Source organism: Dysgonomonas sp., from assembly GCF_035323175.1.
Taxonomy (GTDB): domain Bacteria; phylum Bacteroidota; class Bacteroidia; order Bacteroidales; family Dysgonomonadaceae; genus Dysgonomonas.
In genome coordinates this window covers 19,968-32,222 of record NZ_DAOKYH010000025.1, presented here as the reverse complement: position 1 = coordinate 32,222, position 12,255 = coordinate 19,968, and the positions used below count along the sequence as shown (strand labels likewise).

General features: G+C 36.0%; 11 protein-coding genes. 9 read left to right on the top strand and 2 right to left on the bottom strand.

All coding sequences use genetic code 11. The annotated features are described in order from the left end of the window. The first annotated feature begins 81 nt into the window (after positions 1-81). Complete coding sequence (prmA, locus tag PKC55_RS16875) at positions 82-921, top strand: 50S ribosomal protein L11 methyltransferase (protein WP_291128489.1); 840 nt, start codon at positions 82-84, stop codon at positions 919-921. 287 nt (positions 922-1,208) lie between these two features. On the opposite strand, the gene PKC55_RS16870 is transcribed toward prmA, so the two are convergent. Continuing rightward, positions 1,209-2,588 carry a C1 family peptidase gene (locus PKC55_RS16870; RefSeq protein WP_324373594.1) on the bottom strand — a complete coding sequence of 460 codons (1,380 nt, stop codon included), beginning with the start codon at positions 2,586-2,588 and terminating at the stop codon, positions 1,209-1,211. A 168-nt stretch (positions 2,589-2,756) separates the two neighbouring features. On the opposite strand from PKC55_RS16870, the gene PKC55_RS16865 reads away from it, so the two are divergent. Further along, on the top strand, positions 2,757-3,977 hold the full coding sequence (locus PKC55_RS16865; RefSeq protein WP_291128495.1) for an MFS transporter: 1,221 nt from the start codon (positions 2,757-2,759) through the stop codon (positions 3,975-3,977). A gap of 77 nt (positions 3,978-4,054) precedes the next feature. On the opposite strand, the gene PKC55_RS16860 is transcribed toward PKC55_RS16865, so the two are convergent. Further along, on the bottom strand, positions 4,055-4,954 hold the full coding sequence (locus tag PKC55_RS16860) for a PfkB family carbohydrate kinase (protein ID WP_324373593.1): 900 nt from the start codon (positions 4,952-4,954) through the stop codon (positions 4,055-4,057). Positions 4,955-5,222: 268 nt separating this feature from the next. Between PKC55_RS16860 and PKC55_RS16855 the strand changes: the two genes are divergently transcribed. The 7 genes from PKC55_RS16855 to PKC55_RS16825 all read left to right on the top strand — a co-directional run bounded on the left by PKC55_RS16855 (position 5,223) and on the right by PKC55_RS16825 (position 12,225). Further along, on the top strand, positions 5,223-5,651 hold the full coding sequence (locus PKC55_RS16855) for a YbaN family protein (RefSeq protein ID WP_291126600.1): 429 nt from the start codon (positions 5,223-5,225) through the stop codon (positions 5,649-5,651). A gap of 120 nt (positions 5,652-5,771) precedes the next feature. Further along, positions 5,772-6,083 (top strand): DUF3467 domain-containing protein, encoded by a 312-nt coding sequence (locus PKC55_RS16850; RefSeq protein WP_291126602.1) that lies wholly within the window; start codon positions 5,772-5,774, stop codon positions 6,081-6,083. A gap of 38 nt (positions 6,084-6,121) precedes the next feature. Then, positions 6,122-7,228, top strand: coding sequence for an alanine dehydrogenase (gene ald / locus PKC55_RS16845; RefSeq protein ID WP_291126604.1), 1,107 nt, complete (start codon positions 6,122-6,124; stop codon positions 7,226-7,228). Positions 7,229-7,404: 176 nt separating this feature from the next. Beyond that, positions 7,405-8,964, top strand: coding sequence for a cytochrome ubiquinol oxidase subunit I (locus PKC55_RS16840; protein WP_324373592.1), 1,560 nt, complete (start codon positions 7,405-7,407; stop codon positions 8,962-8,964). A 33-nt stretch (positions 8,965-8,997) separates the two neighbouring features. Next, positions 8,998-10,143 (top strand): cytochrome d ubiquinol oxidase subunit II, encoded by a 1,146-nt coding sequence (locus PKC55_RS16835; RefSeq protein ID WP_291030996.1) that lies wholly within the window; start codon positions 8,998-9,000, stop codon positions 10,141-10,143. A 300-nt stretch (positions 10,144-10,443) separates the two neighbouring features. Further along, entirely contained in the window at positions 10,444-10,833 is a 390-nt protein-coding gene (locus PKC55_RS16830; protein ID WP_291125661.1) for a DUF1398 domain-containing protein, read from the top strand. 432 nt (positions 10,834-11,265) lie between these two features. Beyond that, positions 11,266-12,225, top strand: a complete 960-nt coding sequence (locus PKC55_RS16825) for a DUF4421 domain-containing protein (protein ID WP_291125663.1) — start codon at positions 11,266-11,268, stop codon at positions 12,223-12,225. Positions 12,226-12,255: the final 30 nt, after the last annotated feature.

The window sequence follows — 12,255 nt, the reverse complement described above, 5'->3', positions numbered from 1 at the left end:
GCTGTGTAAAACTAAATCTAAAAAGCAAAGACGACTTCATTATAAAACACTACTTTTGCAACAACGCAAATTAATATTAATATGAAATATACAGAAGTGACTTTTACGTGCTCTCCCAACGACGAGATAGTTAACAGCATTCTATCTGCAACTATTGCTGATATAGGCTTTGAGAGCTTTGTTGAGAACGAACTGGGGACTACGGCATACATTCAAAGCGATTTGTTTGATGAGGCTCAATTGAACGAAATTTTAGAAAATTTTCCTTACGAAGCAAAGATAACTTATACCTATAAGGAGATTGAAGAGAAAAATTGGAACGAAGAATGGGAAAAAAACTATTTTCAGCCTTTGATTATCGATGATAAATGTATAATACAAAGCACCTTTCATAATGCTCCGGCGATATATGACTATAACATATATATAGATCCTAAAATGGCATTTGGAACCGGTCATCATCAAACTACCGAGCTGATGATAAGAGAAATATTGAAAGAAGACTTCACCGGAAGATCTTTGCTTGATATGGGTACCGGGACAGCTATCCTGGCTATCTTAGCCTCAATGCGTGGAGCCGGACCGATTGAAGCAATAGATATTGATCAGTGGGCATACGACAATGCGATGGAGAATATAAAATTGAATGGCATAGATAATATTACGGTTAGGATAGGAGGGGCAGACCTGCTCGCGGATATGGCTTTTGATGTTATATTAGCCAATATCAATCGAAATATTCTGCTGAATGATATTCATGCTTATGCATCTGTTTTAAATAATGGAGGATACTTGTATATGAGCGGATTCTATATTGATGATATCCCCGTTATAACCGAAGAATGCAAAAAACATGGATTAACATTCTGTCACAATACACAAAAAGACAATTGGACTGCAGTGAAATTCCAAAAGGCCTAAAACGACATACGAGGAGGCTTCTGAATGAAACCTCCTCGTATGTTTGAGTTAATTAGGTATTAGGCTTTAAGGTAAATAAAGATTGTTTGGTTATCATTACAAAGGAACTACATTTATGAGTCCTCGCCAAATAAAAAAACATATTATAAAACATATTTTTTATAAATTTTGCTAACCGTACATGCCAATCTCTTTAATATTTTAACATTTAAAATAGCCTACTTCCCATAGGTATTTGTTTTCAAATAACTAAGAACAAGATTATTATAAATAATTTAACAAAAGGGCTAGTTCATATAATCCCACATTGGTAACTGTATCGGTTTTTGAGTCAAACAACTTTGAGCCTTTGCGTCCAAATACTTCTTATGTACCACTATACGAAACATATAGTCGCTAAACCATTTATCAGTAAAAGTTAAGTATCCCTTATTCCCTGATGCCGCACCCCAACTATTTTCAAACTCCCATTTAATAGGCTGATCGCTCATATCCGTATCACATCCAACAAGAGTCATGGCATGCGTGGATCCACTTTGGCGGGTTAAAATACGGGCTTTTTTGTCCATCGACAAGTTTACACCCAGCAATGATTCATAATCATACATTTCGGGATCTAATATACCTGATTCTCTATTCATCTGTTTGCCAACATCGCATGAAGCGTACATCGGCTCATTGCTTTTTATAGAGGCTAATGCTGCTTTCTTAATATCTTCATTTGGCAAGTTCAGATATATCCAGTTTATACCTTCTATTGTGTTTTTATAATTCTGGATCTCATACAACTTGTAATATTCACGTGTAGGATCATTCATTATCATTATATAGTTGCTCGGAGAATAATCTTCCGGTGTAATCTCTTTATAAAACTGTTGAGGCGTATAGCTGCTGAGTTCTTTTACGCTTCCGTTTTTATCCTTATATCTCCATGTAAACTGTTTTGGGGGCTCACCAAGACAAAGAACCAGAATTCGGTATACATCTTTCAGGATAATTGCTTTTTCGTTTCTTAACTCCTGTGTCTTTTTTCCTGAAGCTGCTTGTTCACGAAGATTATATCCTCCTAGACGCAATTTTTCGTTTACAAGGTTAATCATCTGTCTCGTGTTATTCGAGTGTGCTGTTTCCGGCATTACTTCTTGAGGTACAACACCATATTTTTGTCCAAGATTGTAATATAGATTCCAGACCCCACCGTCACTTACAGGTGACTTGAAGAGATATTCTACGGTGCGATCATCGAAAGAATCTTTGCTTGTTGTGATTATATTTTCTAAAAATAAATTTGATTTTTCAAATATATCCCAGAAATATAGATAATTGTGAGAGAAGTCAAATTCACTCAGATTGTATTTTTCGATGATGGAAGGGCGCAATACATTCATGGACGTAAACATCCAGCATCGTCCCGAACTTTTTTGATCAGTGATACCTTTAACATTTACCCGATATTTGAAGTAATGGTCTATTTTCCCTTGAAGGCTGTTGTTTAATGCATTTGCAGTAATGTTGGCATTTGATGTCAGAACGTTTTGGATAGCCTTAGTAGCGGGGTCTTCTTTAAAGCTAGACTGTATTTCCTGTAATTCTTTCTCGGTGATACTTTGAGAAGAAACAGCAAGAGAAAAACATAGCAAAAATCCCGTGAATAGATGTTTTTTCATAAAATATGTCTTTTATATTTGAATGTAGAATAACTAATTATGCAAAAATACGAAATATTGATAGATATTTGTTCTACATGCCAATTATAATAAATATTTGTTTAAACATAATGCTTAATCTTCATCAAAGACTTTTATCTTTGCATCGTTAAAAAAAATATCTAAGAAATGACTTCAGAAATACAACCGGCATATTCGAAACAAAGAATTAGATATGCTGTTTTATCTATTTTTATTGCTCAAGGATTATGTTTTGCCAGTTGGGCCAGCCGCCTTCCGGATATAAAGAAAGATTTTAATGTCGAAAGTTATCTACACTATGGTCTATTAATGTTTCTGCTTCCGATGGGAAAGTTTATCGCTATTCCTGCAGTTGGTTTTCTACTTCCTCGTTTAGGTAGTAAAAAAACTGTTTTAATTAGCATTATCGGATATGCGCTGTCCTTGTTTTTGGTTAGTATTGTACCCGGAATTACAGGATTAGGGATAACATTGTTCTTATTCGGTATATTTTGGAATATGACTGATATTTCGTTGAATACGCAGGCTATTGAAGTTGAACGTATTTACGGAAAGCCCATAATTGCGACATTTCATGCGAGTTGGAGCTTGTCTGCGTGTATCGGAGCTATTATTGGTTATTCGATGATCAATCTGAATGTTATTACTTTCTATCATTTTCTAGGTATGACTTTGCTTGCTATAGCTATTGTTATGCTTAATTACAAATATCTTCAAGAACCTGCTAAAGCTGTTGAAAAGGAAGAGAATTTAAATATTGCGCAAGGTTCTAAAGCGAAAACAGGCAAATTGCATCTTCCTGAGTCGCTTCTCATACAGCTTGGATTAGTATGGCTATTGGCTCTTATCGTTGAAAATACAATGTTTGAATGGAGCGATGTGTATTTTCAGTCTGTGATCAAGGCACCAGAATCATTGCAAGTTGGATTTCTTGTATTTATGGTGATGATGTTTGCGGGGCGTATGCTCACTAACTTTGCATATACTATTTGGCAGAAAAAGACTGTGTTGCAAATAGCAGGGGCACTTATTTTTGCGGGATTTATTATTTCCTCCCTTTTTATCGGATATTCCGACGCTTTAATCACCAAAGTAATTATTACGTCTATAGGGTTTATGCTCATCGGTTTAGGTATTTCTTGTGTTGTGCCTACTATCTACAGTATTGTAGGAGATAAGGCTAAAACTCCCGTGGGAACGGCGTTAACTATCATGTCGAGTATTAGTTTCGTTGGTCCATTTATCTCTCCATTGCTTGTAGGTTCTGTATCCGATGCTTACGGACCCAAATGGGCATATCTTATTATGAGTATAGTCGGATTACTGATAATAGCGGCAGTATCGTTCGTGAAGAATTTAAGAAAATAAATATATTCCGTCTTATAAATAGAAAAAGGCTTTTAGTAGTATCTAAAAGCCTTTTTTATTATTATAAATCTGGATAATTAAAATTCTGGAATAATCTGTTCGGCATTCTTAATCCGATCTTCAACATCTTCTTTTGTCCCGTTGAAAGGGCCTGATCCTTCTATTTTTATGGTGGCCATAGCTGCTGCAAACTTTCCGGCATCTTCTATTGTTGCTCCTTTAGCTCTCTGATATAAGTAGCCTGTAACGTAAGTATCGCCACACCCTGTTGCGTCCACTACATCTTTCGGCTTATAAGCCGGTATTTTATAGAAATTGTTTCCATCATAGATAACAGATCCCAGACTGCCTAAAGTAACCAAAACTTCTTTTACTCCCCAAGCGTGAAGCTGTTTTGATGCCTGTTTAATATCTTTCATGCCTGTAAGAACTTCCATTTCCAGATCATTCACTTTCAGAACATGAACATGTTTTAGTATCTCTTCTTTATTAGCCCAGTCTATCGGGTAGACATTCTGGTCTCTCACCTCTCTTAGATATCCTTGAGAGTCTATTGCTATCAAGCCTTTTTTAGAAAGATATTCTACCAGTTCCAATGAGAAATCATCGGCAAGTAAAGCACCTAAAAGGAATATGTTGGCTTCTATATCTTTTAGTGCGTCAACAGAAAAAGGATCAGCTTTTGCCAACACTCGCTGAGTTCGGTTATTCTGATTCTCTTCATAGATATTTTCAAAATAGACAGAGTGCTTACTCGGTACTACATGCACATCTACGTCTTTTGAACGTAAATCGTCCACTACAGAGATTTCTGACTGAGCCAGCGATGCTACCAATGTATAATTTATGTCGGTAAAATGACGAATAGCGTGTGAAAAATAAAAAGCCGTACCGCCGGGCATATGCACTGTGCTTTTGGGTGTAACTACTTTATCTAAAGTGATATGCCCAATGCAACAAAGATCATGTTTTTGCATTACTTATTTTTTTGAAATGCAAAAGTAGTAAAATTAAGTTATACCGAAGTTCTCATTTTAATTTTATTCTCTTTTTTTGATAATGCTAAGAGTCAGCAAAAAATTTATTTTATCTTCAATGTTTTTTGATAAGTTCAGATTATTTCTGCCCTGTTAAACGATTTTCACTAGACTAATAAAGCCAATTATATTTTATTTATTCATACTTTTTTCTTTTCTTTGTTTTTGGCTTGGATACAATATCTGAACCGATACGCAATAATAGGAAATGAAAAAGTATTTATTTATAATATTAGGCTTAATCTCATTAGGCCTTGGACTATTGGGAATAGTAACTCCGGGACTTCCAACCACACCATTTATCCTTCTTACCGGCGTCTTATTTGCTAAGAGCTCGCCTCGTCTTCATCAGAAATTGTTAGATCATAAGATCACAGGTCCATATATAAGGCGGGTTAATAATGGCTTTAGTACAAAAGGGTTGATTATATCAATTAGTATCATGTGGACTATGATAATCCTTACTACATTAGTTGTATTTAAAAGTAATCAGACAATGCAACTCGTAATGGTGGGATTAGGTTTTGTCGGTACTGTTTCTCAAATAATTGTTTTACGTAAGAGAAAAAAGAAAGAAAAGGTTCTGTTAACACTTGATGACGAAGAAAAAGATAATAATAAGCTGAAGGCCTCTTAATGGGCACAAAAGAGAGTATTTATATTATAAAAATGTTGATGTTATATTTTGTTATTTTATGATATTTATTTTCCTTTGTATATGAAGGGTTATAGACTAAAAAAACAATCTAATTAAATTATGGAGAACAACGATCTGAACAATCAAATTCAAATAGAACTGCCGGATGATATTGCACAAGGCATATATTCTAATCTGGCTATTATAGCCCATTCGTCATCAGAATTTGTTATCGATTTTGTACGTATTTTGCCCGGTATGCCCAAAGCCAAAGTACAATCGAGAATAGTAATTACCCCTGAACATGCTAAACGCCTGTTGTATGCTCTGAATGAAAATATTAACCGATTTGAATCTCAAAATGGATCCATACAAGTTGATAATTCGGCAGGTTTTTTACCACCGATAAACGGTCCTATTGGAGAAGCTTAAATCAGGTATTTTATAAATAAATACAAAAAGCAAGAGAAATGAAAATTGGTATTCCTAAAGAGCTGAAAGCATTTGAAAATCGCGTTGCCGTTACGCCGGCAGGTGTGCATGAGTTGGTTGTCTGTGGACATGAGGTATATATAGAAGCCGGAGCCGGACTTGGCAGCGGAATCAATGATACTGATTACTCGGCTTCCGGTGCTAAAATATTAACTACGGCAGAAGAAATTTATGCCATTTCGGATATGATTGTGAAGGTTAAGGAACCTATCCCGCAAGAATATCATCTTATCCGCGAGAATCAAATAGTGTTTACGTATTTCCATTTTGCATCGAGTCTTGAGCTAACAGAAGCTATGATAAAGAGCAAAGCTATCTGCATAGCATACGAGACCGTTGAATTGCCTGACCGCTCGTTACCGCTACTTATACCGATGAGTGAAGTGGCCGGACGTATGGCTATTCAAGAAGGTGCTCGTTTCCTTGAAAAGCCGCATCTGGGAAAAGGTGTCTTGCTTGGTGGTGTTCCGGGTGTGAAACCTGCACACGTAATTGTAATAGGTGGTGGTATTGTTGGAGCTCAGTCGGCTAAAATAGCTGCCGGAATAGGTGCAAAAGTAACCATTCTGGATAAGAGTCTTCCGCGTCTTCGCTATTTGAGCGATATTATGCCGGCCAATGTTACAACAAGATATTCTGATACGCATACAATAAAAGAGTTGATAAAGGATGCTGACCTTATAGTGGGCGCTGTGCTTATTGCTGGCGATAAGGCTCCTCAGGTAATATCTAGAGCAATGCTCAAAGATATGCAGCCGGGAACCGTTATGGTGGATGTGGCTATCGACCAAGGTGGCTGTTTTGAGACATCAAAACCAACAACGCATTTAGATCCTGTGTTTGTTATTGATGATGTAGTGCATTACTGTGTTGCCAATATACCGGGAGCTGTTCCGATGACTTCAACGTTAGCTTTGACTAATGCTACTTTGCCGTATGCATTAAATCTGGCTAATATGGGCTGGGAGGCAGCATGCCGTGAGCATAAAGATCTACGCAAAGGATTGAATATTGTAAAAGGAGACGTTGTATATAAGGCCGTTGCTCAAAACTTCGGACTAGAATACAAAGAGTTTCAATTTTAAAAAAATAAACAGACATAATAGAGCAGATGTCTGAATTCAATTTTTCCTAACTTTTTGGCAAGCTAACCTATAAACAAGGTAAGGCTGATTGTGTAAGTGAAACGTTGACCAAGATATCGACAATAAACGAGTAAAATAAAAATCCTCATATATTTACTAATATAAAATTATTATTTATGGAACTACTAAATGCATCGTTAATAGACTGGTCTAGAGGTCAGTTTGCTATGACAGCAATGTATCACTGGTTGTTTGTTCCTTTGACATTGGGTCTGGGGGTCATTATGGCAATCATGGAGACAATGTATGTGCGTACAGGCAATGAACAGTGGAAAAAAACTGCGAAATTTTGGATGACTATTTTTGGTATCAACTTTGCTATCGGAGTTGCTACTGGGATTATCATGGAATTTCAGTTTGGTACCAACTGGTCAAACTACAGCTGGTTTGTAGGGGATATATTTGGTGCGCCATTGGCTATTGAAGCTATTGTTGCATTCTTTATGGAGGCAACATTTATTTCCATCATGTTCTTTGGATGGAAACGTGTAAGCAAGAAAGTGCACTTGGCTGCCACTTGGTTAACTATTACAGGAGCAACCCTGTCTGCTGTATGGATATTGGTGGCTAATGCTTGGATGCAATTTCCTGTTGGCATGGAATTTAATCCGGACACAACTCGTAACGAAATGGTTGACTTCTGGGCTGTGGCCTTGTCGCCGGTAGCTATAAACAAATTTTTCCATACAGTCCTTTCCAGCTGGATTTTGGGCGCTGTATTTGTGATGGGTATAGCTGCATGGTATATGCTTAAGAAAAGGGACACAGAGTTTGCTCAACAAAGTATGAAGGTTGCTACAGTTTTCGGATTAATAGCATCGTTACTTACTATTTATACAGGTCACGGTTCGGCTGTACAAGTAGCAGAAAAACAACCGATGAAACTGGCTGTAATGGAAGGTCTCTATGAAGGGGGCACAAACGAAGGATTGGTACTTTTTGGTATTCCGAATCCTTCTAAAAAATCATTCAATGACGGAGAAGATGCGTTCTTATTTCCTCCAATTAAACTTCCGGGTGCACTCTCTCTAATTGCATTCTATGATACGGAGGCATACGTGCCGGGTATTAAGGATATCATAGATGGGGGGTATCCAAAACCGGATGGAACAACCGCCTTGTCTTTTGCCGAAATGCAATCTAAAGGTAAAGCTGCTATACAGGCATTGGCAGACTATAAGAAGGCTAAAAAAGACGGAGATGATGCTTCGGCAACACAATATAAAGAAACATTGAAAGCTAACTTTGCTTACTTCGGGTATGGCTATCTTGATAGCCCCGAGCAGTTAGTTCCTAACTTATCTAAAACCGTATATTGGAGTTTCCACATTATGGTTTATCTGGGGGGATATTTTATCCTATTGTTCATGGTTATGACATTCTTTGTTTATCGAAGAAAAGATCTTGAGCAGAAAAAGTGGCTTTTGTGGATTTGTCTTTGGACTATCCCATTGGTATATGTTGCAAGTCAGGCGGGATGGTTAGTTGCCGAAGTGGGGCGTCAGCCTTGGGCTATACAAGATGTACTTCCTCTACAAGCTGCAGTGTCTGCGGTATCTACTCAATCTGTAGTGATAACATTCTGTTTGTTTTTGGCATTGTTTACCGCACTGCTTATTGCAGAGATACGTATTATGCTGAACCAAATTAAAAAAGGCCCGGCAGGCTCACACTAAAACTTGATTTTTTAACTAAAAAAAGATATAACTATGGATTATTCATTTTTACAACATTATTGGTGGTTCCTTATATGCCTGATCGGGGGGATATTTGCATTCCTCTTGTTTGTTCAGGGTGGACAGTCGATGCTTTTCTCATTAGCTAAAGACGAAAAGGAACGCATGATATTGGTAAATGCATTAGGCCGTAAATGGGAATATACCTTTACTACCCTTGTGACATTTGGAGGTGCATTGTTTGCGTCCTTTCCATTGTTCTACTCTACCAGCTTTGGCGGTGCATATTGGGTATGGATGGCTATTTTATTCTGCTTCGTATTGCAAGCTGTATCATACGAATTTCAGTCGAAACCGGGCAATGTGTTTGGGCGTAATACTTACAGGTGGTTCTTGTTTTGCAACGGACTATTAGGTACTTTTCTTGTAGGTGCGGCATTAGCCACATTCTTTACAGGATCAGATTTTACGGTGAATAAAGGAAATATGACAGATGTTTTGAATCCTGTTATCAGCCGTTGGGGTACTGAATGGCACGGACTTGAGGCTCTTGCTGACGCTCGTTGCTGGTTGCTAGGATTGACAGTGTTTTTCCTTGCCCGTACATTGGCTTGTTTGTTCTTTATCAACCGTCTTCAAGATGCTACTTTAGTAAGTCGTTCCAGAAAATATTTATTACTTAATGCAATTCCTTTTGTCGTGTTCTTCCTTGCATTTGTTATATGGACATTCTTAGCAAAAGGTTATGCTGTAGATCCTGTGACGAAAGTAGTGGAGCTTGTACAATACAAATACTTCTTAAACATGATAGAAATGCCAATCGTAGGAGTTGTATTCCTTGTTGGGGTGCTGCTGGTACTGTTTGGTATTGGTAAAACATTATTAAGTAAGGAATATCATTCCGGTATTTGGTTTAGTGGCGTGGGTACAGTGCTAACAGTATGTATGTTGTTGCTTATTACAGGCTTTAACAATACTGCTTACTATCCATCTTCTACAGATCTTCAGAGTTCCCTGACTATCGAAAATTCTTCATCGAGTGAGTTTACCCTTACCGTGATGAGTGTAGTTTCTTTATTTGTTCCATTTGTATTAGGATATATTATCTATGCTTGGAACTCTTTAGAGAAGAAAAAATTCGATGTCAAAGATTTGAAAGACGACGGACACGTGTATTAATATTGTATAGATATAATATAGATAAAATGGATGCCATTATAAATGGCATCCATTTTTTTTATAAAGCTGAAGGAGATTAGTCCTATAAAAAAGAGAATTTGTAAGCTTTTATATATTTTATTTATCTTAAAATTGAAATTATATTTTCAATTTTCTATCAATCTATTGAATATTTTATCAAAATATTCAATTTGTCTAAAATGTGTAAATATTCAGATACTTATAACTATTCGTAAATATTAGGTTGAATGAACATTTGATCTGATTATTTTGTTTATAATATCGAATCAAATAGTGAACATGTTTACACTCCGTCAAATAGAAGACGCTCATTCTAAAGTTAAGAGTGGTGCTGATTTTCCTCAGTATATCCGCGATCTTATTGCCATGGGGGTATCAAGGTATTCTATTTATGTGAATGATGGTCATGCCGAATACGTCGGCAATGATGGACACACAGTTTTGTCGGAGTCTGAATATGAAAAATTACATATAATATCTGATACTGATATTATAAAATTTAAGGAGTATCTGAGAGCACATCAACAAGGTAAGACTAATTACTTTAATTTTTGTGAGAATTCAGCAGAAGCAGGTATTTATAAATGGGAAATAGATACAGCAAATAAAACTTGTATTTATTATGACTCATTTGGGAACTTTGTCCTAGAAGAAAAAATACCGATATGAGAATTATTCTGAGCTCTGTTACTCTTATTCGGTCTTAAAGAAGAACTAAAACTTATAACGACTAAAAGAACAAAAATAATGATATAAATCTATTTATCTATTTCATTCTTAGATATTATGCGTAATTAAAAAACTGGAGAATGAAATTCAGGTATTCTATACTATGTATTAACTGATCGCAGTAGTACCCTTACTCATCAAAATAATTTATTCAAAAAAATTAATTATTCAAAGTGAGAATTGAGAAGAATATCTATAATAGTCGGACTTTCCAACCTTTTCAATTTGACTCCGTATTCTTCTATTTACCTATTAGAATACGGAGATTTAATATCTACACCTTTCTTATAATTAACTAAAAACATTAACTTATATACTTTTCTGGTAGTAGGATCGTTTATATTACGTAATTTGCCGAATAAAACTTATTAAATGTTTCTTATTGTTAGAATTTTAAAGTATTGTAAATTTATATTTCTTCTAATATTTTTATTAACTCCTTTTATAATCCGGGCTCAGGTAGATAGTACATATATTCAACCGTATGAACATGAGCTGTCTGTGAAACCTCATGTATATTATAAATATACTTCACTAACTCATGAGATAGATGATAATAATGAAATAACCTATATGCCCAATAGTCCTGTGAGTTTGGGACTAGGCATCACGTACAAAAATTATTCTATAAGTTGGGGATATGGGTTTGGATTTATGCGCGATAAGGATCGGGGAAAGACGGCGATATTTGACTTTCAATATCATTACTATGGAAGAAAATTTATCGCTGATGTTTTTTTTCAACGATATAAAGGTTTTTATACTGAGCAAAATGATGAGGTATTTACTCTGTATCCCGATATAAGTATCATTCAATACGGAGTGTTTGGGCAATATGTATTCAATAATAAGAAATTTTCTTATAAAGCAGCATTTAACCAAAGTGAAAAGCAACTCAAATCTGCCGGAAGCTGGCAATTGGGTGGAGGAATATACTACAATGAAGTACGCTCTGATAGTACATTACAGCTAAACCAATATAAGAGATTAAGAAACTATCAATTGAGTGTTAGTGGAGGATATGTTTATAATTGGATAATCAGTAAAAACTTCTATTTATCGGGAGGCGTTTCGGTGGGCTTCAATATAGGAACCGAGAATCTGAGCTCTTTCAAAAAAGTTGAAATCTCCCCATCCGTATTTCCTCGTATATCTATGGGGTATAATGCGGAGGATTGGTCTATTGGTTTGTCTGTGGTTGTGAATCAGATATATGTTGCTAATTCTAAGCTGTTGAAAATGACTTTAAATACGGGAACTATGCAGATGAGCTACACTAAACGATTTAGTGTTGCTCCTAAATTTGTGAAGAAAATAAAATATATCAATTAATATCTGAAACTATAATATATAAAAAAAGCT

Excerpts from the sequence above, each read along its gene's own strand:
- PKC55_RS16840 (WP_324373592.1), top strand. The coding sequence starts at position 7,405 with ATGGAACTACTAAATGCATCGTTAATAGACTGGTCTAGAGGTCAGTTT.
- PKC55_RS16855 (WP_291126600.1), top strand. The coding sequence starts at position 5,223 with ATGAAAAAGTATTTATTTATAATATTAGGCTTAATCTCATTAGGCCTT.
- PKC55_RS16850 (WP_291126602.1), top strand. The coding sequence starts at position 5,772 with ATGGAGAACAACGATCTGAACAATCAAATTCAAATAGAACTGCCGGAT.
- PKC55_RS16865 (WP_291128495.1), top strand. The coding sequence starts at position 2,757 with ATGACTTCAGAAATACAACCGGCATATTCGAAACAAAGAATTAGATAT.
- PKC55_RS16825 (WP_291125663.1), top strand. The coding sequence starts at position 11,266 with ATGTTTCTTATTGTTAGAATTTTAAAGTATTGTAAATTTATATTTCTT.
- PKC55_RS16870 (WP_324373594.1), bottom strand. The coding sequence starts at position 2,588 with ATGAAAAAACATCTATTCACGGGATTTTTGCTATGTTTTTCTCTTGCT.
- prmA (WP_291128489.1), top strand. The coding sequence starts at position 82 with ATGAAATATACAGAAGTGACTTTTACGTGCTCTCCCAACGACGAGATA.
- PKC55_RS16860 (WP_324373593.1), bottom strand. The coding sequence starts at position 4,954 with ATGCAAAAACATGATCTTTGTTGCATTGGGCATATCACTTTAGATAAA.
- PKC55_RS16830 (WP_291125661.1), top strand. The coding sequence starts at position 10,444 with ATGTTTACACTCCGTCAAATAGAAGACGCTCATTCTAAAGTTAAGAGT.
- PKC55_RS16835 (WP_291030996.1), top strand. The coding sequence starts at position 8,998 with ATGGATTATTCATTTTTACAACATTATTGGTGGTTCCTTATATGCCTG.
- ald (WP_291126604.1), top strand. The coding sequence starts at position 6,122 with ATGAAAATTGGTATTCCTAAAGAGCTGAAAGCATTTGAAAATCGCGTT.